This is a genomic window from Chitiniphilus eburneus, assembly GCF_005048205.1.
GTDB lineage: Bacteria > Pseudomonadota > Gammaproteobacteria > Burkholderiales > Chitinibacteraceae > Chitiniphilus > Chitiniphilus eburneus.
In genome coordinates, this window is sequence record NZ_SUMF01000005.1 from 131436 (window position 1) to 157747 (window position 26312).

General features: G+C 65.3%; 12 protein-coding genes. 6 read left to right on the top strand and 6 right to left on the bottom strand.

Features of this window, described 5'->3' with window-relative positions; genetic code table 11:
* Nucleotides 1–12: 12 nt before the first annotated feature.
* The 5 genes from FAZ21_RS07745 to FAZ21_RS07765 form a co-directional block, all read right to left on the bottom strand.
* On the bottom strand, nt 13–252 hold the full coding sequence (locus FAZ21_RS07745; RefSeq protein ID WP_136772694.1) for a transposase: 240 nt from the start codon (nt 250–252) through the stop codon (nt 13–15).
* Nucleotides 249–3458 carry a sensor domain-containing protein gene (locus FAZ21_RS07750; protein WP_169307301.1) on the bottom strand — a complete coding sequence of 1070 codons (3210 nt, stop codon included), beginning with the start codon at nt 3456–3458 and terminating at the stop codon, nt 249–251. Before FAZ21_RS07750 ends, FAZ21_RS07745 begins: the two co-directional genes overlap by 4 nt.
* Before the next feature lie 78 nt (nt 3459–3536).
* Nucleotides 3537–5150, bottom strand: coding sequence for a methyl-accepting chemotaxis protein (locus FAZ21_RS07755; RefSeq protein ID WP_246038536.1), 1614 nt, complete (start codon nt 5148–5150; stop codon nt 3537–3539).
* Between the two features lie 937 nt (nt 5151–6087).
* On the bottom strand, nt 6088–7701 hold the full coding sequence (locus tag FAZ21_RS07760) for a methyl-accepting chemotaxis protein (protein ID WP_246038539.1): 1614 nt from the start codon (nt 7699–7701) through the stop codon (nt 6088–6090).
* 505 nt (nt 7702–8206) lie between these two features.
* Complete coding sequence (locus FAZ21_RS07765) at nt 8207–9769, bottom strand: methyl-accepting chemotaxis protein (protein ID WP_246038540.1); 1563 nt, start codon at nt 9767–9769, stop codon at nt 8207–8209.
* Here FAZ21_RS07765 and FAZ21_RS20250 point away from each other — a divergent pair.
* Nucleotides 9735–10019 (top strand): hypothetical protein, encoded by a 285-nt coding sequence (locus FAZ21_RS20250; protein WP_169307292.1) that lies wholly within the window; start codon nt 9735–9737, stop codon nt 10017–10019. The two genes, FAZ21_RS07765 and FAZ21_RS20250, sit on opposite strands and share 35 nt — an antisense overlap.
* A 341-nt stretch (nt 10020–10360) precedes the next feature.
* Here the strand turns inward: FAZ21_RS20250 and FAZ21_RS07770 are convergent, their stop codons facing one another.
* Nucleotides 10361–11971: a methyl-accepting chemotaxis protein gene (locus FAZ21_RS07770; protein WP_136772697.1), complete on the bottom strand. Its 1611-nt coding sequence runs from the start codon at nt 11969–11971 to the stop codon at nt 10361–10363.
* Nucleotides 11972–13162: 1191 nt separating this feature from the next.
* Here FAZ21_RS07770 and FAZ21_RS07775 point away from each other — a divergent pair.
* The 5 genes from FAZ21_RS07775 to FAZ21_RS07795 form a co-directional block, all read left to right on the top strand.
* Complete coding sequence (locus FAZ21_RS07775) at nt 13163–19774, top strand: SdrD B-like domain-containing protein (RefSeq protein WP_169307302.1); 6612 nt, start codon at nt 13163–13165, stop codon at nt 19772–19774.
* Nucleotides 19771–23946 carry an OmpA family protein gene (locus FAZ21_RS21050; protein ID WP_136772699.1) on the top strand — a complete coding sequence of 1392 codons (4176 nt, stop codon included), beginning with the start codon at nt 19771–19773 and terminating at the stop codon, nt 23944–23946. Before FAZ21_RS07775 ends, FAZ21_RS21050 begins: the two co-directional genes overlap by 4 nt.
* Nucleotides 23947–24139: 193 nt before the next feature.
* Nucleotides 24140–24844 (top strand): PEP-CTERM sorting domain-containing protein, encoded by a 705-nt coding sequence (locus FAZ21_RS07785; RefSeq protein ID WP_136772700.1) that lies wholly within the window; start codon nt 24140–24142, stop codon nt 24842–24844.
* A 509-nt stretch (nt 24845–25353) separates the two neighbouring features.
* Nucleotides 25354–26049 carry a response regulator transcription factor gene (locus tag FAZ21_RS07790; protein WP_136772701.1) on the top strand — a complete coding sequence of 232 codons (696 nt, stop codon included), beginning with the start codon at nt 25354–25356 and terminating at the stop codon, nt 26047–26049.
* The coding region (locus FAZ21_RS07795; RefSeq protein WP_136772702.1) for a LysM peptidoglycan-binding domain-containing protein at nt 26046–26312 on the top strand (267 nt) is incomplete at its 3' end. The genes FAZ21_RS07790 and FAZ21_RS07795, both read left to right, overlap by 4 nt.

Below are 26312 nucleotides of genomic sequence, written 5' to 3' on the forward strand. Positions count from 1 at the left end.
TGACCCCTGGGCTCAGCGCCTGGCCTGCTGCACCTGCGATTCGGCGGGGCGTTCCCGGTGGCTCAGCAGCACGGCTTCGGGCAACGATGCCGCGCTCAGCAGCAGCCGCTGACGCCATTTGTAGTAAAGGCCATCGGAGATGCCGATCATGCGCGCCGCGCGCGAAACGGTTTCGCCCAGCGCCACGGCATCCTCGATGCGTTGCAGCATGACCCGGATTTGTTCGTCGGTATATCGGCGGGGACGGCTCATGTTGATACTCCTGGAAGGGGCTGCGCCTTGGCGAGGATCGGGGTGCCGAGGGGGCGCAGCAGTTGCTTGAATTGGTCAACCGGCATGGGCCGGCCGTAGAAATAGCCTTGGGCCTCGATGCAGCCGTGGCTGGCGAGGAAATCACTCTGGACCTGCTCTTCCACGCCCTCGGCGATCACGCGCATGCGCAGGCTGGTGGCCATGGCGACGATGGCGCCGACGATGGCGCGGCCGTCCTCCGTATCGATGCGATTGACGAAAGAGCGGTCGATCTTCAGCTTGTGCACCGGGTAGCGGTACAGGTAGCTCAGGCTGGAATAGCCGGTGCCGAAGTCATCGATGGCCAGCTTGATACCCAGCGCTTTCAGGCTGTGCATCAGCGCGATGACCGATTCCGGTTGCTGGATGATCGAGCTTTCGGTCATTTCCATTTCCAGTTGACCGGCCGGGATGCGATAGCGATGCATGGTGGCGGCCACGGCGTCCAGCCATTGCGGCTCCTGGAACTGCGCGGCGGAAATATTGATGGCGATCGGCACGGGCGACTGCCCCTGGTCGCGCCAGCCGGCCCAGATCCGACAGGCTTCTTCCAGCACCCAATGCGTGATGCGGCCGATGAGGCCGTTCTTCTCGGCGATGGGAATGAAGCGGTCGGGCGGGACAAAGCCCAGTTGCGGATGCTGCCAGCGCAATAGCGCTTCGCAGCCGATCAGGCGCGGCTGTTCCTGCATCAGGACCTGCGGTTGCAGGAACAGGCTGAGTTCGCCGCGTTCGAGCGCGCCTTCGAGCGCCTGGCCGAGTGCCAGGATGTCCTGTGCTGCCTGGTCCATGCCGGCTTCGTACAGGCGGTAGGTGTTACCACCTTGTTCCTTGGCCACCCGCATCGCATTGTGGGCGCGCTGGAGCAGGATATCGGCGGTGTCGCCATGCTCGGGGTAGGTCACGATGCCCATGCTGGCGGTGACGCGTAGCGGTCGTCCATCGACCGCCAGCGGCTTGCAGATACTGTCCAGCAGTGCCCTGATCTTTGCCTCCTGGTTGCAATGGCCGTCGCAGGGCGCGATCAGGACGAATTCGTCGCCGCCGAAGCGGAACAACTGCGTGCTCGGGTCTTGCAGGCTTTCCTTCAGGCGGCTGCCCACCGCGTTGAGCAGGCTGTCGCCGCTGGCGAGGCCCATCGACTGATTGATCAGGTTGAAGCGATCCAGGCCGATCAGCGCCACATTCAGTGCCTGTGATTGATCCGAGCGCAGGGCCTTGCGCAGTGCGTCGTTCAGGCTGGCGCGGTTGGGCAGCGATGTGAGCGGGTCGTAGCGGGTCAGGTAGTCCAGCCTGGTATGGGTTTCCTTCAGGCTGCTGATATCGCTCAGGATGTGGATATAGGCGGCGATGTTCTGGTCGGTGTCCACCACGGTGGATACCGTATGCCACGTCGCGCGGATGCTGCCGTCGGCATGCCGCACGTAACGTTCGCCCTGCCAGCGGCGGTGCTCGGCGCAATGCGCCAGGATCGTGTCGTAATCGACGACGTTCAGGTTCTCGTAGGCCAGCAGGGGGCCCAGGGCATGGCCCAGCACCTGTTCCGGCCTGTGGCCGGTCAGCGCGTAGTAGGCGGCGTTGGCCTGGGTGGCGATACCGGCGAAATCGCAGGCGACGATGGCCTGGTCGGTTTCGCGATAGATATTGGCGGCAACACGCAGTTGATCCTCGGCCGAGCGGCGGGCGGTGATGTCGCGGATCAGTACGTGGACCAACGGTTGGTTTTGCAACCGTACTTCGGAAAAATTGGTTTCCGCGATGAAGCTGCTGCCGTCCTGGCGCTGGTGCAGCGCTTCGGCACAAGGCGAGGCTGCCAGCCAGTGCACGAAATCCGGGGTGTCGTTCTGTTGCTGGCATTCGGCCCGCCGTGGGCACTGCACCGCGCCGCGCGCGCTGTGTACGCTCTGGCCGGAACACAATTGGCGGAAGCGTAGCCCCAGCATGTCCTCCCGCGGGCGGCCATAGCCATGGCAGATCGCGTGGTTGACGTCGATCACCCGGCCATGGATATCGGCCAGCAGCATCATTTCCCGCGAGTTCTGGAAGATCTGCTCGAAGTTGCTGCGCAGCGTGTTCTCGCGCTGCAACGCCCGGTAGCGCTGCCCGCGCCACCAGTTGGCACCCCAGGCGGCGAGCAGGAGCAGCACCCCGACCGCGCCGATCACGCCATTGCGCACCTGGGTGTGCAGATCGGCGTAGACCTCCGAGGTGGGCAACGAGGTGGTGATGAACCAGTCGGTACTGCTGAAGCGCCGGCTGTAGCTCAGCACCTGCTCGCCGTTCAGACTGGTGCCTTCGATCAGGCGGTTGCTGCGCGATTCATCGTGGGTCAGGGCGGCCAGCCAGCGTTCGACATCCGGCGAGGTATGGGTCAGCCGGATGCGTTGGCCGCTGGGATTGACGCACTCGTATTGCGTGCCGATGCGCCGGATCAGCCAGGTGCTGCCTTTCCAGGTGGGCAGCGTATCGTGGTGCATCAACGGGAACGCGGAACGGGTGGGGTCCAGCTCGAAGCGCAGTTCGAGATCGGAGCCGCCCGAGTATTCGGTCCCCGGCAACAGGCGCCGGATCAGCCAGCGTACCGGCTCGGCACCGGATTTATGCGACATCAGCACCGGCGGGGCGGCGACCGACGTGCCGTTGCCCAGCTCGGGCAGGTTATCGGTATGGGAAAGATCGATGACTTCCATGTCGCCGTACGGCGAGCGCGGGCTATCCCTGCCCGAGACGGAAAGCAGTACCTGGTCCGTGGCGGCCGAAAGCACCAGGATGTCCTGGTAGCCATAGAACGCCTTGATGCGCTCCAGGTAGTTGCGCAACTGGCTGCGCTGGATATCGTTGGGACGGCCCTGTTGCAGCCAGTTACGCAGCGCCTGCACGAAATAGTCGTCGCCGGCCACCACGTCCAGATCGGCCTGCCGGTCCGCAAACCACGTTTCCATGCTGTGGCTGGTCAGCCCGTTGACCGCGTTCAACAGCGACTGCGCCTCATCGCGCACCGCACGCTGGGCATCGCGATACAGCACCGACGCCACCGCGCCACAGGCGATGAGGGCGGCGATGCCACTGAACAGCACCAGTGGCGTGGGGCGGCCCCAATGCGCCAGCCCCAGGCGCTCGCGGATATCCGCCCAGAGCCACCGTGGCCGACGCCTGGTCCATTGCACGGGCAGCGTCAGTGCCTGAGCAAGAACGGCGCCGCGCTGACGGAGAAAGCGATGGAGGAGCCGGCCAGGGGGCATCGATTACACCTTGTAGCGGTCGATGACCTGCTGCATTTCGCGCGCCAGGCTGTGAAGGTCGTTGCTGGCCTCGGAGGTGCGCAGCGCGGCGGCGCTGGTCTGCTCGGACATCTGCGCCACCTTCTCGATTTCCTGCGCCATCATGTTGCTGGCGCTGCTCTGCTCGCGCATCGCGGACGAAATCTGGCCCACCTCGGCCACCACGGACTCGGTGCTCTGGCGGATCTGCTGGATCGCCTGGCTGGCCTGACCCGCGTGCTCCACGCCTTCCTCCACTTCCTGCACCGCACGGCGCATCGCATCCACTGTCTGGTTGGCTTCGTGCTGGATGGCGCCGACGGTATCGGTGATCTCGGCGGTGGACGACGCGGTGCGCTCGGCCAGCTTGCGTACCTCATCGGCCACCACGGCAAAGCCACGGCCCATCTCACCGGCACGCGCGGCCTCGATGGCGGCGTTCAATGCCAGCAGGTTGGTCTGGTCGGCGATTTCCTTGATGGTGTTGACCACGCTGCTGATGTTGGCGGTACGGTCCACCAGCGAACTGATATAGGACGACGAATCCTGCACCCGGCCGGCAATGTGGTTGATGCGTTCGATGGTCTCGCCGATCACCGTGCCGCCATTGGTGGCGAACTGGCCGGCGGAGCGGGCGATCTCATCGGTGCTTTCGGCGCGATCGGCCACGTGGTTGACGCTGACGGTCACCTGTTCCACGCCGGCCGCCATGCTGGTGGTCGATTCGCTCACCATGTGCGAGGCGGAGGACAGCTCGGTGGAGGCATTGGCCACTTCGCCGGCATGGGCGCCCACCTTCTGGCCGATGCTGGACAGATCGCGCAGGCTGCTCTGCATGGTGTCGAGCAGCTGGTCGAAGGCGCGGCTGGTTTCCGCCACCTCATCGTGACCCACGTCGCCCAGGCGCTGGGTGAATTCATAGTTGCGCGCCACGTTGGCCACGAAATCGCGCAGACGGAACAATGGCGTCACCACCGAACGGGTGATGAACTCGCTGGTCAGCAGCAGCAACAGCGCGGCGGCGACGCACACCCCCAGCAGCACCGACAGCAGCGTGTTGAAACCGCTATTGATGGCGGTGTTGCAGCGCGCGGTGAGCTGGGCGTAATAGTTGGACATCACGGTCAACTGATCGAACACCTTGGTGGCCTGCGGGGCCGTCAGGCGCTTGACCATATCGGCCGCCTCGTCCTTGCGATGCTCGGCGGAGGCCTTGAGCACTTCGTCCGCAATTGCGTAGTAGGCGGTCATCTCCTTACGCGCGGCCTGCGCATACTTGCCGTCCTGCTCGTCGTAGAGCAGCTTGTCGTACTGATCCATGCCCTGGAACAACTGGTTGCGGCTGGCTTCGAACCCATCCTTGAGGGTCTTCATGCCGGCATCGTCCTTTTCCAGGATGTGCAGCAGCAGGTCGCGGCGGGTGGCGGCGAACGTGGTATTGAGATTACTCAGGATGGCCAGCGTGGGAACGATATTGGCGGTCAGATCCTGAACGGGCGTCTTGGCCCTTTCGATGTAAAACCAGGCAATGGTCGTTGTCAGCATCACCACCAACAATCCCGCTACGCCAAGCAGGCGCACCCGCATTCCTATTTTCATTTTGTTTGCCTCAAATATAAAAAGCACTGAATGAAAAACCACGTCCGTTCGTTCCGCAATTGACGCGGATTACATGCCAAAATGGGCACGAAACGCCGGAAAGGATTAATACCGGTTCGTTTCGCGTCTTTTTAGAAGGGGCACTACAGGAGCGGGTATTCGTGTCAACACGCAGTTGGATCATTCGTCGCATCTACCGAAACCTGGCTTTCAACCGGGGTGTGGCATTGCCTGCAACCGCTGGATGAACGAGGACCGTTGCATCGGCAAGGTTAAACAGGGCGAGTACCGTTAATCCCGGCAAGCGTTGTTTTCGATTTATTCCGGCTACACCAGAATATTCCTATGAGCGGCTTCCAATAAGCGAATTGACTCAATTCGGAGCATATGGAAGACGCATGAGGCGGTCAAACATTAGAAGAAGGTAATATGTAATACCACCCGTTCGGGTGGGGTCGCCCTGAAATTGCCTATTGGGTGAGGGCGATTTGCCTTAATTCGGATTAATCCGATAAAAATTTCGGCACTTAATCCAATTTAATTTGATACACATCAATTCCTTCCGATTTTTGTCGATGTTTATTTTATGTTTGGTAAGTTTTTAGTTAGGATTTGACAGCGTTTCAGTTGAGTGTGTGCTCGATAGAGCACTTTTTCTCTGGGGTAGCCCTTCCTTTTTGAAGATTACTTACGGAATTTTCTGAAAGATGAAGATGGGGTTTTCGAAAATTCGGTAGAAGGGCCATCCAAAAGTACAAGGGCTCCCATCCTGCGAAAACCAGACCCATCCCGGGAACTCGTCGCATGCCGACAACGGCGAGGGGCGCTTGCGGGGGCCGGCAGCCAGGGCACCACCGATGTCGTACCCCGGCCTGGGGCAGAGCCGGCCTTCCCCCCGCGGGTGCAGGTCGATCCGGCCCCGGGGTAGCGATGTCGCCTACACCTGATAGCGGTCGATCACCTGCTGCATCTTGCGCGCCAGGCCGTGCAGGTCGTTGCTGGCCTCGGAGGTGCGTAGCGCGGCGGCGCTGGTCTGCTCGGACATCTGCGCCACCTTCTCGATCTCCTGCGCCATCATGTTGCTGGCGGTGCTCTGCTCGCGCATCGCGGACGAAATCTGCCCCACCTCGTCGACCACCGACGCGGTGCTGTCGCGGATATGCTGGATTGCCTCGCTGGCCTGGCTGGCGTGGTTCACACCTTGCTCTACCTCGGTCACGGCCAGTTGCATGGCATCGACGGTCTGGTCGGCCTCATGCTGGATCGCATCAACCGTCTGGGTGATTTCGGCGGTGGATGACGCGGTACGTTCCGCCAGCTTGCGCACCTCGTCCGCCACCACGGCAAAGCCGCGCCCGGCTTCGCCGGCTCGCGCGGCCTCGATGGCGGCGTTCAATGCCAGCAGGTTGGTCTGGTCGGCGATTTCCCGGATGGTGTTGACCACGCTGCCGATGGTGGCGGTGCGATCGGCCAGCGACCGGATATAGCTGGACGAATCCTGCACCCGGCCGGCGATATGATTGATGCGCTCGATGGTCTCGCCGATCACCGTGCCGCCATTGGCCGCGAACTGGCCGGCGGTACGCGCGATTTCGTCGGTACTCTGGGCGCGGTCGGCCACATGGTTGACGCTGACGGTCACCTGCTGCACGCCGGCGGCCATGCTGGTGGTCGATTCGCTCACCAGGTGCGAGGCGGAGGACAGCTCGGTGGAGGCATTGGCCACTTCCCCGGCATGGGCGCCCACCTTCTGGCCGATGCTGGACAGATCGCGCAGGCTGCTCTGCATGGTATCGAGCAGCGAATCGAAGGCGCGGCTGGTTTCCGCCACTTCGTCGTGGCCGGAATCGTTCAGGCGCTGGGTGAACTGGTAGTCGCCGGCCACGTTGACCACGAAATCGCGCAGTTGGCCCAACGGCTTCACCACCGAACGGGTGATCAGCTCGCCGATCAGCAGCAACAGCAGCATCGCCGATACACAGGCAATGGTCTGGATGGTGAGCAGCGTGCCGAATTGCTCATCGATCGTGTCACCGGATTGCTGGGTGAGCTTGCCGTAGTACTGCACGATGGCGGTGCGGCGCTCGAACACCTTGTTGGCTTGCGGCGCCGTGATCGTGCGCACTTCGCGGATCGCCTCTTCCTTCTGGTGAGCGGCCGACGCGGCGATCACCTTGTGCGCCAGGTTGAAATAGGTGTCCAGCTCCTGGCGGGCCGCTTCATAGTTGGCGCGGTCGGTGTCATCGCGCACCACCTTGCCGTAGGCATCCAGCAGCTGGTAGAGCTGGGTACGCGCTTTTTCGAAGTTTTGCTGGATCTGCTTCATGCCCGCGTCGTCCGGTTCCAGGATGTGCAGCAGCAGCTCGCGACGGGAATCGGCGAAGTTCATGTCCAGTTCGCTCAGCTTGCCCAGGGTGGGGACGATGTGGTCCGACAGGGTCTGCACGGGTTCGTTGGCGCGTTCCACATATACCCAGGTCAGCAACGACGTCAGCAGGACAACCAGCAGGCCGGTGGCGCCCAGCAGGCGCACTCGCATTCCGATTTTCATCTCATACCTCGCAATCATTTTCGATTCATTTGCCCAATTTCTTTCCATTTACTGTTTTTAGCGCGCCGGGTTTGGGGGTTCGATAGGAATCATCGGGTTCGGCAATCCGGCGGCACCGAACGGACGGGCGTGGCAGCGGTGGCGTGCGCAGGTGGGGGAGGGCGCGTGGCACGCTGCCGGCCGCGGCGGTGCGGGCGATAGCCAAAGTATGGCGATCAATAATGGATGGGCATGTGCAAGATGGCCGTCCCCCCAATTGGAGGGGCGGTATGTGGATTGCACCAATGTGGGGCGCTGGGGGCTGTGCGCCAAGTGGGTTGGCACCTGACGCCGCTGCGAAGCAAACCGCTGGCGCGGACCCGGCGAACCGGGATACCCGGGAAGGCGACGGATGGTGTGGCAGGGGCGCGAGTGGCCGGGTGTCATCTTCGCGCGCGCCGGGGAACACGGGATCGCACCGACAGCGGCGGCGCGCTTCCCGTTTATCGTCGATCCCGCGTTCGTTCTAGACGCGATAGCGGTCGATCACCTGCTGCATCTCGCGCGCCAGGTTGTGAAGGTCGTTGCTGGCCTCGGAAGTGCGCAGCGCGGCGGCACTGGTCTGTTCGGACATCTGGGCCACTTTTTCGATCTCCTGCGCCATCGCCGTGCTGGCGGTGCTCTGTTCGCGCATCGCGGATGAAATCTGCCCGACTTCATCGACCACCGACTCGGTGTTCTGGCGAATCTGCTGGATGGCGCTATTGGCCTGGCCGGCATGACCCACGCCTTCCTCCACTTCCCGCACCGCGCGCTGCATGGCATCGACAGTCTGGTTGGCTTCGTGCTGGATCGCGCTTACCGTACTGGTGATTTCGGCGGTGGACGAGGCGGTGCGTTCGGCCAGCTTGCGTACCTCATCGGCCACCACGGCAAAGCCACGGCCCATCTCGCCGGCGCGTGCGGCCTCGATGGCGGCGTTCAGCGCCAGCAGGTTGGTCTGGTCGGCGATTTCCTTGATGGTATTGACCACGCTGCCGATGTTGGCGGTGCGTTCCACCAGCGAGCTGATATAGGTGGACGAATCCTGCACCCGGCCCGCGATCTGGTTGATGCGTTCGATGGTTTCGCCGATCACCGCGCCGCCGTCGCTGGCGGAGCGGCCGGCGGAGCGGGCGATCTCGTCGGTGTTCTCGGCGCGATCGGCCACATGGTTGATGCTGACCGTGACCTCTTCGATGGCGGCGGCCATGCTGGTGGTCGATTCGCTCACCCGCTGCGACGCCGTCGACAGCTCCGTGGAGGCCGTCGCCACCTCGCCGGCATTCGCGCCCACCTTGCCACCGATGCTGGACAGATCGCGCAGGCTGCTCTGCATGGTATCGAGCAACTGGTCGAAAGCGCGGCTGGTTTCGCCGACCTCGTCGTGCGCGGCCACGCCCAGGCGCCGCGTGAATTCGTACTGGTGCGCCACATGCGTGACGAAATCGCGCAGTCGCAGCAGCGGCCCGACCACCGAACGCGTGATCAACTCACTGGTGAGCAGCAGCCCGATGGCCGCCACCAGGAACACCCCCGCCAGCGTGGCGAGCAGGGTGCTGAAACTGCTGTTGATGGTCTGCTGCGAGCGATTGGTCAGCACGGTGTAGTAATCGCCCATGGCGTCCAGGCTCTCGAACACCTTGTTGGCCTGTGCGGCCCCCGGTCCCAGCGCCTGCTGCATCGCCGCCTCCTTCTGCTGGCCGCTGGAGGCCTGGATCACCTGGTGTGCGAGCACGAAATACTGGTCCAGCTCCCGGCGGAAGTTATCCGAGTTGCGCTGGTCCGTATCGTCGGAAAGGCTCTTGTTGTAAAGCGCCAAGTGCTCGTGCAGCACCTTTTCGGATTGATTGAAGCTTTGCTCGACCCGCTGCATCGCGGCGGCATCCTGGCTGAGCACGTGGACCAGCAGTTCTCGCCGCGTATTGGCGAATTCGACATTCAGTTGGGTCACCAGCTCCAGCGTGGGGATGACGTTATCGGTGAGGTTGGCCACCGGCACCCTGGCTCTTTCGATGAACAGCCATGCCGTTGCGGCGGTGATCGCCACGGCAAGCAAACCTGCGACGCCCAATGAACGTACTCGTGTGCCGATCTTCATGCTGCTCACCTTCGAGAAAGGGGCTACCGCGCCGGGATGGCGGATCGATGGCCGATTGCGGGCTGGATGCTCAACCACCGACGACGGCCATGGTCTGCGGCGCGCGATCATCCAGGTTGCGCGCGCCGGACCCATCGGTTTCCGGCGGGTGGGGCCATCGAGCCATCGTGTGTGCGAGGGCTACGTGTTCGTTGTATAGCGAGGCGTTCGAAAAAAAGCGATGCGGGACGAAGTGTTCTTGGTCGGCGGGGCACGGGCTTGCGGGATACGGCTCCCCCGCCATGAAGGGCGTGAGCGCCTGGAGCCCGAGATTCGTACCCGTACGGTGCATCGGGTGATCTGCTCCGGCGCTTCATCGCACGGCGGCTGAAGCGCCGGAGCAGGGTGGAAAAAACCGGAGCGCCAGCGTGGCGCAAACGTCGCAGAAGGGGGAGTCACGACGTGGTCCGGCGAAAGGGAGCCTGAACCGGGCGTAGCCGGGCGGCGGATGCTGTGACAGGAGGAGACGATCGCGCGTCGGGCGCGCGATCGCCCCACCGATCAGACCTTGTAGCGCTCGATCACCTGCTGCATGTCACGCGCCAGCGCATGGAGATCGTTGCTGGCCTCGGAGGTGCGCAGCGCGGCGGCACTGGTTTCCTCGGACATCTGGGCCACCTTCTCGATTTCCTGCGCCATCGCCGTGCTGGCGGTGCTTTGCTCGCGCATCGCGGACGAAATCTGCCCCACCTCGCTGACCACCGACTGCGTGCTCTGGCGAATCTGCTGGATCGCCTCGCCGGCCTGTCCGGCGTGCGCGACGCCTTCCTCCACCTCCTGCACCGCGCGTTGCATGGCATCGACGGTCTGGTTGGCTTCGTGCTGGATGGCGCTGACGGTATCAGTGATCTCGGCGGTGGACGATGCGGTGCGCTCGGCCAGCTTGCGTACTTCATCGGCCACCACGGCAAACCCACGGCCCATCTCGCCGGCACGCGCGGCCTCGATGGCGGCGTTCAATGCCAGCAGGTTGGTCTGGTCGGCGATTTCCTTGATGGTGTTGACCACGCTGCTGATGTTGGCGGTACGGTCCACCAGCGAACTGATATAGGACGACGAATCCTGCACCCGGCCGGCAATGTGGTTGATGCGCTCGATGGTTTCGCCGATCACGGTACCGCCCTCGGCAGCGGATTGCCCCGCCGAGCGGGCGATCTCATCGGTGCTTTCGGCGCGATCGGCCACGTGGTTGACGCTGACGGTCACCTGTTCCACCCCGGCCGCCATGCTGGTGGTCGATTCACTCACTTTTTGCGAAGCGGTGGACAGCTCGTTGGAGGCCGTTGCCACCTCGCCGGCATGGGCGCCCACCTTCTCGCCAATGCTCGACAGCTCGCGCAGACTGCCCTGCAAGGTATCGAGCAGCTTGTCGAAGGCACGGCTGGTCTCGGCCACTTCGTCGTGGCCGATATCGGACATCCGCCCGGTGAATTCATAGTTGCTGGCCACGTTGCCGACAAAGTTGCGCAGCCGGAACAGCGGGCCCACCACGGAGCGCGTCACCAGTTCGCCGGTGATGATCAGGATCAGCGCGGCGGCGATACAGACGCCGATCAGCGAGTACATCAACGTGGCGAAACCGCTGGTGACGTCGGCCTTGGATTGCTCGGTCAGCGTATCGTAGTGGCTGCCCATCGTATCCAGCGCCTCGAACACCTTGTTCGCCTGCGGCGTCAGTGTATTCACGGCTTGGACGGCCTCGTCCTGCCGCAGCTCGTTGGAGAGCTGGAGGATGGCGGGAATCCTGGCAAAGTAACTGTCCAGCTCCAGGCGGAGGTGATCGGAATTCTTCCGGTCCGTTTCATCGGAAAGCGTCTTGTTGTATTCGGCGATGCGCTGGATGATGGTATCGCGCAGCTTGTTCAGATTCTGCTCGTAGTTCGTCATTGCCTGCGGATCGCGGGACAGCACATGCAGCAGGATGTCCCGGCGCGCTTCGGCGTAATCCTTGTTCATGTCTCCCAGCAGATTCAAGGTGGGAATGACGTTGTCGCTCATGTTCTGCACCGGCACCCTGGCTTTTTCGATAAAGCTCCAGGTCAGGAGCAGCGCCAGCAACACCACGATCAGGCCCACCGCGCTCAGCAAGCGCACTCGTGTTCCGATTTTCATCCTGTATTTCCCCTGAAATAAATTCAAGCAATGGCTTGCAATGGTTGATCTTGCGAATATATTCGTAATTCGCTGTTTGAATGAAAAGTGCGGGAATTGAATTAAAAAGGTGCGTGGCATGGGCTGTCGCAGCCAATGCGTAGGGTATGCAAAATGAGATGGTGCCGTTAAACCACGGCCGGCCTCAAAGGCGACGCGGCTATCCGGCCCGGCGCCAGGGAATGCGCAATGGCGATCCGGCCCGGAGAGCGAATAGGCGAGGCCGGGACAACGCATCCAGGCCGCTTGCGGATACAGCCTGACTCGTCATCTGTTGGGGCGTCATCGGTTTGCAATGCATGATGCCCTCCTTGAAATCAGCCCTCTGTCAGGGCCAAAGCATCCTTATCCATTGGTGCCAAGATAATCACGTTCCCAATTTAGGGTCAATTGGCGCGCATTGCCGTTGTCGAGCGTTGCCAATGCGTTTTTTCTTCATTTGCCCAATTGGGTTGATGTGGAATAAACACTTACGCCAACGGTAGAAAGCAAATGGTTTTCAGTGGCTCGGCATGGCTCGGCGATCGACTGGATCGTGCCGCCACCGGAACCCGCGTTCCAAACAACGGATTCAACGCTTTGGGCATGAGCGGCCGAGTGTGGAAAGCCCGCCACGCCTTGTGTAACTGGCATTTCGCGTGACCTGCCCCGCGCCGTACCGGATGGTGTCGGCCACCGGTGTTCGCTATGTGCCTGCCGGCGGCATCCCCCTCATGCGGTGCCACATGAAAACCACATGATTTCACGTGTATTGAAACGAACTCATTTCTCACCCGGCGGACGGCCCGCTGCCTGGTAGGCATGACGCCCCTGGTGATCCCGACGCACGGTATCCGGCATGTCTCTGCCAGAGTCATTTTTGCTCCGTGGCTGGCCCGCGCAGTGGTGGGCCGGCCGGATGGCGCTGCGCCGCATTGTCAAATTTTGTCCGCACTTCCCCCGGCGCCACGCCGCTGGACAAGAATCCGCTCGCACTCCAATGGCATGAGCCCGGACACCGGTCAGAAAGGGCTCTATCGGGGCAAGACCGTTCGTCGCGGTTAAATGGCTAGTAAGAAAATCGTTTGCCCGGCGTCAAGTTTTGCTTGCTTTGTGCAACGCAATATTCGTGCAAATGCATTTGTGCATACCTCCGTATTTCGAGTAAATCCAATGAAACCGATCACGGCATTCGGGCTGTTCCGGCCCAGGGCGAAGGGCGCGGCTTGCCGCGGGATTCTGGCGCGGGCGGGCCTGTTGCTGGCGGGGCTGCTGCTGTCGGGGCAGGGCTGGGCCCTGTCCAACGTCCAGGTCACCTCATTCAGCGATGCGCCCGATCCGGTCAGCGCGACCGCCGAACTGACCTACACGATCACCGTGGAAAACGGTGGTGACATGCTGGCCAGCGATGTGGTGGTGACCACCGACGTCCCGACCGGCACGTCGTTCCTGTCCGTATCCGACGCGCGCTGCGCGCAGCAGGGCGCCCAGGTGAAGTGCCTGTTCGGCGCGCTGGTCGATACCGGCGGTGGTGGTGGCAGCTCGATCAGCTACTCGATCCGCCTGCGCGTCACCGCCAGCGGCGGCAGCGTGCTGAACAGCACCACCACCATCACCAGCGCCTCGCCGGACGCCAACCCTGGCAACAACAGCGCGCTTCAGGTCACCACCGTCACCAGCGGCACCGACCTCGCGATCTCCGGCGGCGGCAGCGCCACCGCGGTCGGCGGTGGCCCGGTGCAATACACGGTGAACGTGGTCAACAACGGTCCGGATGCCGCCAGCGGCGTGAGGGTGCGCTACACCCTGCCGGCCGGGGTCAGCTACGCCAGCGCCAGTGGTGGCGGCTGGAGTTGCAGCGCCGCCGGCCAGTTGATCACCTGCACCCGCGGCGGCACCGCCGCGCCGGGCGCACTGCCGCAGATCACCCTCAACGGTACCGTCACCGGCTCCACCAGCGGCACCGTCACCGCCTCGATGACCGTGGATGCCACCACACCCGATGGCCTGCCCGACAACAACACCGACACCTTCGATACCGCCATCAGCAGCGGCACCGATCTGGCGATCACCAAGAGCGCCACCAGCCCGCAGATCGGCGGCGAAGCGGTGACCTTCACCCTGCGGCCGCGCAACAACGGCCCCATTGCCGCCAGCACCGTGACGGTGACCGACAGCGTGCCTGTTGGCTATGCCATCCAGTCGGCCAGCGGGACAGGGTGGACCTGCGGCATCGCCAGCCAGGTGGTCACCTGCACCCGCGCCAGCTACGCCGTGGGCGCGACCAACGATATTGCGATCGTTGCCACCGCGCCGGCCAGCGGCAGCTACACCAATACCGCCACCATCGGTAGTGCCACCACCGACCCGGTGCCGGCCAACAACAGCGGCTCGGTCAGCGCCGCCATCGCCCAGCAGCAGTCCGACCTGGGCCTGACCAAGACCAAGACCCCCAACCCGGTGGCGGTCGGCAGCAACATGATCTCCACCATCGTGGTCAGCAATGCCGGCCCGGCGGCACGCATGGCGCCCATTGTCGTCACCGATGTGCTGGGTGCCAGCGAAACCTACGTCAGTGGCAGTGGTAGCAACTGGTCGTGTGTGCTCACGGTGGCCGTGGCGCCGCAGACGGTGACGTGTACCTACAGCCAGAACATCGCAAACGGCGGATCGGCCCCGGCGCTGACCGTCGTTACCCGCGCCAATGCGGCGGGCAGCCTGACCAACAACGCCACGGTGCTGCCGTCCGGCCTGTGCGCCACCGACGCCAGCCAGTGCGACCTGAACCTGGTGAACGACAGCGGCGCGGTCAGCGTGACCGGCACCGCGCAGATCGCCGATCTGGTGCTGGCAAAAACGATTCCGGACCCCGCCGACAACCCGCTGGTCGCGACCGACAACACCCTGACCTATCGCCTGACCGTCACCAACGAAGGCCCCGACGACAGTACCGGCATTGCGTTGCGCGACACGCTGTCGGCCTACCACGGCAGCGGTACCGGCGTGGTCGTGAGCGCCAACACCATTCCCGGCATGACCTGCGGCATTGCCGGCGCGCTGGTGTCCTGCAACAACGGCGCGTTGGCCAAGGATGCCAGCGGCTATGTCGACATCACGCTGACGCGCCCGCTGAAGGATGGCGCCATCGAGAACGTCGCCACGGTGAACTCCACCGATATCGGCGACCCCAACCGCCTGAACAACCGCGCCACGGTTTCCTCCGATATCGAACCGGTGGCGGATATCGAAGTGGTGTCCAAGACCGTCAACCCGGCCACGGTGAAGGCGGGCGTCGAGGCCACCTACGTCATCACGGTACGCAACAACGGCCCGTCTGCCGCAGCCGGCGTGGCCGCCAGCGACACCTTCAGCGTGCCCGGTGGCGATAGCGGCTTCACCTTCGTTTCCGCCGTCGCCTCCAACGGCGGCAGTTGCAGCGGCCTCACCGCCGGCGGCAGCTATGTCGGCAACCCCGCGCTGAACTGCACCTGGTCGGGCAGCGTGGCGTCCGGCGCCACCCGCACCGTCACCGTGGTGGTGCGCCCCAACTGGATGGCCGGCAGCGCGCAGCGTCAGCTTGGCAATCAGGCTGTCGCCAGCACCACCACCCACGACGCGCAGCCCGCCAACGACAGCAAGAGCGCCACGCTGCTGATCGATCCGGCCCAGGTGGACATGCTGGTGAACGTCACCGACGCGACCGCGGTCGGTGCCGGGCCGGACCCGCTCGGCTACAACCCGGTCGATCTCGGCGAGAACGTGATCGTCTATCGCGTCACCGCCACCAACAACGGCCCGTCCTACGCCAGCGGCATCACGCTGACCAATGTATTCACCCCGCCGGCCGGCAAGCGCTACACCTTCCTGTGCGACCACGACACCGCCGCCGGTGCGCGCCAGTGCTCCCCGGCGCCGGCGCAGTGCGACAACGTCGGTGGCAGCTACAACGGTGTCGCCGCCACCATCACCTGCAATGCGCCCGACGGCTTGAGCAGCGGCGAAGGCCACGTACGCTTTCTGGCGTTCCGCATCGAAACCCCACCCGGTGTCGGCGGCGATGTATATCGCCTGCAAAGCACCGTCGGCCGTAACGAAACCGATAGCAACGCCGGCAACGACAGCGCCGACGAAACCACCACCGTGCGCATTCGCGCCGACCTGGCGCTGACCAAGGTGGCATCCGCCGCGCGCGTCAGCCTGTTCGAGCCGTTTACCTGGACCATGACGGTGCACAACAAGGGCCCGGGCGACAGCCTGGCCACCACGCTGACCGACACCCTGCCGGCCGGCATGGAGTTCACCGGCGCCAACCCGGTGACGCCGTCGCAAGGCAGTTGCACCGTGACCGGCACCCAGTTCAGTTGCGACCTGGGTACTGTCGCCAACGGCGACGATGCCACCGCGACGGCGCGGGTGCGCCATACCATCTGGCCGTCCGGCGGCACCGTCACCAACACCGCACGGGTGACCACCAGCGAAGTGGACCCGACCGCGCTCGACAACACCGCCACCGGCACCGTCACCCTGATGCGTTCCTCGCTGGCCGGGCTGGTGTACTTCGACCGTGCTGGCAATGGCGTGCCCGACACCGGCACTGATCCCGGCATTGCTGGCGTGACGCTGCAACTGAGCGGTGCCGATGCCTGGGGCAACCCGGTGACGCGCAGCGCCACCACCGACGTGGACGGCAACTACCGCTTCACCGATCTGCCACCGGCCGGTGCTTCTGGCTACACCGTGACGCAGACCCAGCCGGTGGGTTACCACAGCGTGCGCAACGCAGCCGGCAGCGCGGGCGGCACCGTGGCTGGCGACACCATCACCGGCATCGTGCTGGCGGCCGAAACCGACGCCGCCGACTACCTGTTCGGCGAAACCCAGGCCACCGGCCTGTCCGGCGCGGTGTACGTCGATGGCAACGCCAACGGCCAGCGCGATCCCGGCGAGGGGGGCATTCCCGGCGTGACCATCACGCTGTCGGGCACCAGCAACAGCGGTACTCCCGTACAGTGCGCCACCGTTACCGACAGCGCCGGCAACTACGTCTTTCCCGCCGCTGGGGCCACCGGCGTGTGCGCCGCAATCCCGCCCGGCACCTACGCGGTGATCGAAACCCAGCCTGCCGGCTTCAACGACGGCGGTGCCATCGCTGGCGACGCGGGGGGCGACACCAGCGTGCCCAACGTGATCGGCAACGTAGTGCTGGCGGCCAACACCGCGGCCAGTGGCTACCTGTTCGGCGAAGTGGGCACCGGTCTGTCCGGCCAGGTGTATGTCGATCTCAACGACAACGGCCAGCGCGATGCGGGCGAGCCGCCCATCGCCGACGTGACCATCGTGCTGGAAGGCACCGACGTGCTTGGCGAGCCGGTGCGGCGCACCGCCATCACCGATGCCGCCGGCCAGTATGCCTTCCTCAACGTGCCGGGCGCCGACGCGGCCGGCTACACCCTGCGCGAAACCCAGCCCGCTGCCTGGGGCAACGGCAAGACCCGTGCCGGCAACATCGGCGGCACGGTGAATGGCGACGTCGTCAGCGCGATCCCGCTCGGCGCATCGCAATACGCCAGCGGCTACGACTTCGGCGAAGTGGGCGGCTCGCTGTCCGGCACGGTCTACCTGGATCGCAACGACAACGGCGTGCGCGACAACGGCGAAGCGCCGCTGCCCGGCGTGGTGGTCACACTGTCCGGCACCGGCGCGGACGGCAGCACCGTCAACATCACCGCCATCACGGATGCCGACGGCCGTTATGTCTTCGTCAACCTGCCCAAGGCCGGCGCGGGCGGCTACACGCTCAGCGAAACCCAGCCGGTGAACTACGGCGATGGCAAGGCCAGCGCCGGCTCGGCGGGCGGCTCGGCCAGCGTCAACAGCACGGTGGGCATTGCGCTGGCGGCCGGCGCTCACGGCACCGGCTACGACTTCGGCGACACCGTCGCGGCCACAGCCACCCTGGCCGGCAAGGTATGGATCGACTACGACCATAGCCGCGACCAGGACGGCGCGCGCACCGGCAGCGGCCAGCCCGGCTGGATGGTGGAGCTGCTGCGCGGCGACAGCGTGGTCGCCGTGACGCAGACCGACGCGCAGGGCAACTACCTGTTCGGCGATGTACTGCCCAGCGTCCACGTGCAGGACCACTATCGCCTGCGCTTCACCAGCCCCAAAGGCTATGTCTACGGTGCGCCGGTTTCGCCGCCGCCGCCGGGGCAGAGTGCATTCACGCAGTTCTCCGCGCCGCGCGAGCAGCGCGAACAGCAGGACGGCATCGTCGGCCTCTACCTGGGCGCAGGCGCCAACGTCACGCTGCAAAGCCTGCCGCTCGACCCCTCCGGCGTGGTGTACGACAGCGTGCGCCGCGTGCCGGTGGCCGGCGCCACCGTACGCCTGGACGGCCCGACCGGCTTCGATCCGGCCACGCATCTGGTCGGCGGCATCACCGCGCAGCACCAGAGCACCGACGCCAGCGGCATCTATCAGTTCCTGCTGCGGCCGGGCGCGCCAGCCGGCATCTACACACTGGCGGTCACCTCGCCCGCCGGCTACGCGCCGGGCGCCTCCACCATGATCCCCGCCTGCGCCAGCACGCTGACAGTGCTGTCCACGCCCAACCCGGCGCTGGTGCAGGACAGCATGGCGCCGCCGCAGAGCGCCGCGCCGCTGCATGCCGCCAATGCCTGCCCGGCCACGTCGCCAGGGCTGGCAAGCGGCCGTGGCGGCACGCAGTACTTCCTCTCCTTCGTGCTCACGCCAGGGCAATCGGCCAACCTGGTGAACAACCATATCCCGGTGGACCCGATCCTCAGCGGCGCACTGCTGGTGCGCAAGAGCACCCCGCTGACCAATGTGCAGATCGGCGACCTGGTGCCGTACACCATCGTGGCGCAGAACACGCTGGCGGCACGCCTGACCGACGTGGACCTGCGCGACCAGTTGCCGCCTGGTTTCAAGTACCGCGCCAACAGCGCCAGCGTGGATGGCGTACGGCATGAGCCCACGGCGGCCGGCCGCGCGTTGACGTGGTCCGGCCTGGACTTCGACGCCGGGCAGACACGTACCGTCAAGCTGCTGCTGGTGGTCGGCACCGGCGTGAACGAAGGCCAGTATGTCAACCAGGCCTGGGCGATCAACCCCCTGGTGGGCACGCAGATCTCCAACGTCGGCAGCGCCACCGTGCGCGTGGTGCCCGATCCGCTGTTCGATTGCCCCGACGTGATCGGCAAAGTGTTCGACGACCGCAACGCCAACGGCTACCAGGACGACGGCGAGCCCGGCATCCCCGCCGTGCGCGTGGCCACGCCGCGCGGCCTGCTGGTGACCACCGACGCGCAAGGCCGCTTCCACGTGCCGTGCCCGGACATCCCGAACCGCGATATCGGCAGCAACTTTGTGATGAAGCTGGACGAACGCACTCTGCCGTCGGGCTACCGGCTCACCACCGAGAACCCGCGCGACGTGCGGCTCACGCGCGGCAAGCTGGTCAAGCTGAACTTCGGCGCCACCATCCACCGCGTGGTGCGGGTGGAACTGACCGACGACGCCTTCGCCGCTGGCGACATCGCGCTGGCCCCGGCCTGGCAGGGCCAGTGGCAGGCGCTGGTGTCGCAACTTCAACCGCATCCATCGATCCTGCGTCTGGCCTATCGCCACGGCGGCGCCTCGCCCGAACTGGTCCGCCAGCGGCTGGACGCGCTGCGCCGCGACATCGTGGCCCGCTGGCACGCGCTGGGGGACGCCTACCCGCTGCGGATCGAGGAAGAACAACTGGAGGTGGTGCAATGAGCATCGCCCGCGCCATGAGCCAACCCACCCGTATTGCCACGCTGATCGGCCTGCTGTTCAGCACCGCGCCCGCCTGGGCGCTGGAGATCAACCCCACACCCGCCTGCGGCGTGGACGAACGTCCCTGCATCCGTGGCAACACCTTGCAGGATGCGTCCGTCGTCGGCCGTAACGGCGACAACCCGCCCAACAGCGAACGCGACGAGCCCGTACCCGGCATGGCCGCCAGCACGGTACGGCGGATGCTGGCGCAACCCGCGCCGGCCAGCGCCCCGGTGCTGGAGCGCGAAGTGCGCGAAGAAACGCGCAGCGACACCTCGCGCTCGCGTTTCGATTCCGGCATGGCCGAATTGCTGGATGACGACCGGGCACAACTCGATGCCCTGATCGCCGACGTGCGTGCGCAGCACAACCTGCGCTTCCTGGTGATCGGCCACACCGACAGCCAGCGCCTGTCGCCACGAGCCCGGGCGCGCTACCGCGACAACCAGGGCCTGTCCGAAGCCCGTGCACTGATGGTGGCGGATTACCTGCAACGGCAGCTCGACCTGCCGGTCGAGCGCTTCAGCGTCGAAGGCCGTGCCGAACGCGAGCCAGTGGCCAGCAACGCCACGCCCGAAGGCATGGCCCGGAACCGCCGCGTCGAAATCCGCGTGTGGTACGACGTCCAGCCTGTCGTTCCCAGCCAGCCGGCCCCGGCGGCCGCAGCCGACGCGTGCCCGGCGGTGGGCGACAGCGCTGCCCCGTTCCGCGTCACCATCGACGGCATGCCGCAGCAGGCCGGCGAGCCGGTGAACGAAGCCGACGCCCGCCGTTGCACCGACGTCGCATTGGCCAGCGCCGACCTCCAGGTCAAATACGATGACCTGGCCGCCACTCCGTCGCTCAACGGCTGGACCGACCGCCAGCGGATACCTGCTGGCGAAATGGTGCGCTTCCACAGCTACAGCAACTACGTGCGCTACCTGGACCGCGCCGAAATCCGCGTCTACCCGCGCCAGCGCGGCACCCAGGGCCAACCGCTGTGGACCCTGCCGATCCCGGTCGGTGGCGACATCGAATGGACCCCACCGGCCGACGCCCCGGCCGAACTGCTGTACGTCCTGCGGGTGTACGACACGCGTGGCCGCTACGACGAAACGGTGGCCAAACCGCTGCTGCTGGCCGGCCTGCCGATGGCCCCGGCCGCCGACGCCGACGACCCCGCGCGCGAAGCGCTGACCGGCTGGGGCGAAAACGCCCGCCAGCTCGCCGGCATCCCGGTGAACGGCGGCACGATCAGCGTCAGCGGCACCCGCCTCAGCCCCGGCCAGACCGTCACCGTCCTGGGCGCGCCGGTTCCGGTGGATCGCAACGGCCGCTTCGCCGTCCGCCAGATCGTCCCGGTTGGCGCGCAGACGGTGGACCTCACCGTCCGCGACCCCGACGGCACCGGCATCCACTACCGCCGCAACCTCACCATCCCCGACCGTGACTGGTTCCTGGTGGCGATGGGCGACCTCACCGTCGGCCAACAGCGCGTCAGCGGCCCATCGCTGCTGGCCGTCGAAGACAACCGCCGCAACGACGACGGCGCCACCTACGTCGACGGCCGGGGCGCCTTCTACCTCAAAGGCCGCCTCCACGACGACTACCTCATCACCGCCTCGCTCGACACCGGCGAACAACCGCTGGAAGACATGTTCAGCAACTTCGCCAGCAAAGACCCGCGCTACCTACTGCGCCGGCTCGACCCGGACCGCTACTACCCCACCTATGGCGACGACAGCACCCTCGTGGACGACGCCCCCACCCAGGGCAAGTTCTACGTCAAGGTCGAACAGGGCGACTCCAGCGTCATGTGGGGCGATTTCCGCACCGCCTGGACCGGCACCGAACTGACCCAATACAGCCGGGGCCTGTACGGCGCCAACCTGCAATGGTACGGCGACGACCAGTCGCCCACCGGCGGACGCACCAGCGCCGTCAACGCCTTCGCCGCGCAACCGGGCACCATGAACTCCCGCGAAGCGTTCCAGGGCACCGGCGGCTCACTGTACTACCTGCGCCACTTCGACATCACCAATGGCTCCGAACGGGTGTGGCTGGAAGTCCGCGACCGCGATAGCGGCATGGTGCTGGATCGCAAACAACTGATTGCCGGACAGGACTACGACGTCAACTACCTGCAAGGGCGCCTCACCCTGGCGCGCCCGCTGGCCTCGCACACCGACGCCGGCAGCCTGGTGCGCGCCGGCTCCCAGGCCGGCAACCCCGCCTGGCTGATCGTCAACTACGAATACACCCCCGGCCTGGATGCACTGGACGGCGACACCTACGGCCTGCGCGCCAGCCAATGGCTGGGCGAACACATCCGCCTCGGCGTCACCGGCTACCGCCAGGGCGACCCCGGCGCAGAACAACGCCTCAAAGGCGCCGACCTGTTGTTGCGCCACAGCGACGGCACCTACCTCCAGGGCGAACTGGCCGAATCCAACGGCAGCGGCAGCGGCACCCTGACCTCCATCGACGGCGGCTTCAGCTTCGGCACCCTGCGCGGCGATGGCCGCAAAGCCCAGGCCCAACGCCTGGAGGGTGCGCTCGACCTCGCCGACGTGATCGACGGCGGCGAAGGCCGCCTCAGCGCCTACTACCAGCATCGCGACCAAGGCTACTCCGGCCCCGGGCTGGACACCCTGGACGGCCAAGCCGTCACCGAACAGGGCCTCAGCGCCAGCGTACCGCTGGGCAGCGCCACCACCGTCGAGGTCAAGGCCGACCAGCGCAACGCCGACACCCAGGACTACCGCGCCGCCGAAGTGGACGTCCACCAGCAGCTCAACGCCGAATGGCGCGTCTCGGCCGGCGCCAGGCATGACCGGCGCGACGTCACCACCGCCAACGCCAGCGCCACGCTATCCGCGCCGGGCCAGCGCACCGACGCCATCGTCCGCGCCGACTACACCCCCACGGACGAAGGCCCCGATGGCGAAACGGTACCCGCCGACTGGAGCGTCTACGGCTACGGCCAGGGCACGCTGGAACGCGACGACGGCCGCGAAGCCAACAACCGCATTGGCGTCGGCGGCAGCTACCAGCTCACCGAACGCCTGCGCGCCGACGGCGAAGTCTCCGAAGGCAACGGCGGCGCCGGCGGCAAACTGGGCCTGGACTACCGCATCGCCGACCGCAGCAACGCCTACCTCCAGTTCGTCCAGGACACCGAACGCCCCGACCTCGGCTATCGCGGCCGCAGCAACAGCCTGGTCACCGGCGGCCGCTACCAGGCCTCCGAACAGATCAACGTCTATGCCGAAAACCGCGCCTCCCGCAACAGCGGCCAGGACAGCGTCACCCAGGCCTTCGGCATCGACCTCGCGCCCAACGACCGCTGGACCATCGGCGGCCAGCTCGAAGTGGGCACCGTCAGCGACGAACTCGCGGGCGACCTCGAACGCCACGCCATCAGCGGCACCGTCGCCTACAAAAAAGACCGCGAAAAATTCGCCAGCACCCTCGAATACCGCACCGAGCGCGGCGACCAGGCGGGCAAGCGCGAAACCTGGCTGACCCAGAACAGCTACGGCAACCAGCTCACCGCCGCCTGGCGGGTGATGGGCAAAGTCAATGCCTCCTACAGCCAGGCCAGCCAGGGCGCGTACTTCGACGGCAACTACGTCGAAACCGAACTGGCGGCCGCCTACCGCCCGGTGGACAACGACCGCTGGAACACCCTGCTGCGCTACCAGTTCCTGTACAGCCTGCCCTCACCGGGCCAGGTGACCGACCACGGCGGCATCGCCGACTACGCCCAGCGCAGCCACGTCGTCAGCGTGGACACCCTGTACGACCTGTGGCCGTGGCTCACGGTCGGCGGCAAATACGCCATGCGCCTGGGCGAACTCAAAGAAACGCGGGTGGATGGCGAATGGTTCAGCAGCAGCGCCAACCTGATGGTGGCGCGGGCCGACTGGCACTTCGTGCACCAGTGGGATGCCCTGCTGGAATGGCGCCGGCTGGCGGCGCGCGAAGCGGACGATGTGCGGCAAGGCGCGCTGGTGGCGGTGTACCGGCACCTGGGCAACAACGTGAAGGCGGGGGTGGGTTACAACTTCACCGACTTCTCGGATGACCTGACCGATCTGTCGTACCGCAGCCGGGGCTGGTTCATCAACGTGCTGGCGGTGTATTGAGTGTTCGACCGGCTTGCCGGCAAGCCGGTCGAACGATGTGGTGTGGTTTGCCGTACCAGCCGGCGGCCTGCCGTCGCCGCCGATCACTCGGCACTGGCCGGATCAGGGCGGGAAATTAGCGTGATGGGAAGGCAAACCGACAACCACAACAGGGAGCCGACAGATTGATTCTTCATTCTCGAAAGGACTTCACATGAAACGCTTCCTGTGCGCAATCACCCTCGGGTGCACCCCGTTCCTGGCCCACGCCACCGTGCTCGACTTGCAGGGAATGCTGCGGATCGAGCTGGATGGCAATCTGGGCATCGATGTTTCGCAGGCCAATGTGGTCCGGGATCACTACTCGTTCCTGGAAACCACGATCACGCTTCATCCGTCGGAGAACTGGACCGAGATCCTTCCCCAGGGCGACGCCGGCTTTTTCGAGATGTTGGCGTACAACGTCAACGGGTATGCCATCAGCGGCATCCATGCCACGGCCACGGGGTACAGCCTCAGCACCTATCACTATGTCCCCGCCGAACTGCATGGCTTGATCACGCACGACCGCAACGGCAGCAGGCTGCTGGAGGATTGGGGACACCTGGAATCGGAGTGGTCTCCCGATCCCTACGAGCACATCGCGTTCGGCGGCATCGCCCCCTATGACTTCACCGAACTGATCGGGTCGGCGGCGCCAGCGTCTCACCAGTTTGGCCTGACGTATTCCTATGAAGAACAGGGGTGGGCGCCACCGAATGGATGGGGCTATGCAAACGTAGCGCCTCCCACCTTGACCTTTACCTTGTATGACCCGCGCAGCCTGGTGCTTTCGCCAGTGCCCGAGCCGACCAGTTATGCACTGTTCGGCGTTGGCCTGCTGGCGCTGTGGGGCCGCCGCGCGCGTCGGAAAAAATGAGCGGCCACGTTCAGCGCCGGATGCCTCCGCACCCTGGCGCCAGGGCCGCGCGGTGAAGGCGTGGGGAGCCGCTTTGCCCGTGGGTCGGCGATCTGAGCGGCTTGTCGCACCGCAACCGGGCGGGTTCGGCCCCCCCGGCGATGATCGAAGGCACGAAATCAAAGCCCGCGATTAGCGGGCTTTTTTCAATTCGCCACATTCCCGGCAAATATCATCGAACCCTGATTTTCTTGAATTGCCGTTTCGGGTGTTTGTAAAGAAGTGTCAGCGCCATTGAATGGCGCGGTGCGCTAATTCAATTTCCGTCTGGGCGCCTATCGAGGGATGGCCACCCAAAAGTAATGGGTCTCCGAAGGTGAGGGCGACTCGCTTATACTGGCGGCCGTCGCGCCAGCCCAACCCAGGCTGGCGGCGTGTCGGCGGGCCGGACCCCACCTCGCCAGGTCGCCAGCCCCGTAACCCGGGGGCCAGATGTCGTCGCGATCCATCACCCACAAGGAATTGCATCCGTGCGTATTGCCGTACTTGATGACGATCCCGTTCATCTCGATCTCATCGCCAGCCTGGTCACCAGCCTGAAGTTCGATTGCGTGCGCTTTTCGCGTGGCGAGGAATTGAAACGCCAATTGCGCCGCGAAAGCTTCGATTTGCTGCTGCTCGATTGGGAATTGCCGGATATGAGCGGGCTGGAACTGCTGCAATGGCTTCGTCAAAACGAAGACACCGTGCCGGTGATCCTGCTGACCTGCCGCAACCAGGAACGGGATGTGGTGGCGGCACTGAACCATGGCGCCGACGATTTCATGTCCAAGCCGATCCGGCTGGCCGAACTGAAAGCCCGCCTGCAGGCCACGTTGCGCCGCATCTACCCGGAACAGGGCAAGCGCGTCCTGCACTGCGGCGGCTACGTGCTGGACCTGGACGCGCGCAGCGTGCGCTACCAGGACGAGTGGCTGGCGCTGACGCAAAAGGAATTCGACCTCGCGCATTGCCTGTTCGCCAATACCGGCCGGTTGCTGTCGCGCGGTTATCTGATCGAAGCGGTGTGGGGCACGCCCACCGACCTGCCGAGCCGCACGCTCGACACCCATGTCTCGTCGCTGCGCAACAAGCTGCGGCTACGGCCCGAACGTGGTTTCCGGCTCAGTGCCACCTACGGCCAGGGCTACCGTCTGGAAGCGCTGGTGCCGGAGCAGGCACCATGATGCCGCGCCACTGGCTGGCCGTCGCGCTGGCGGCCACACTGCTGTCAGGCACCTTGCGCGCGGCGGGCGGCGATGTCGTCCGCTATCGCGTCGTGCCCGGCGACAACCTCTATACCCTGGCCGAACGCTATCTCCAGCACCCGGCGCAATGGCGCGAACTGGCCACGCTGAACCGGGTGGCCGACCCGCTGCGCATCGCGCCCGGCACCACCCTGCGCCTGCCGGCCGCGCTGCTGCGCGGCACGCCGCAGCGCGCCACGGTG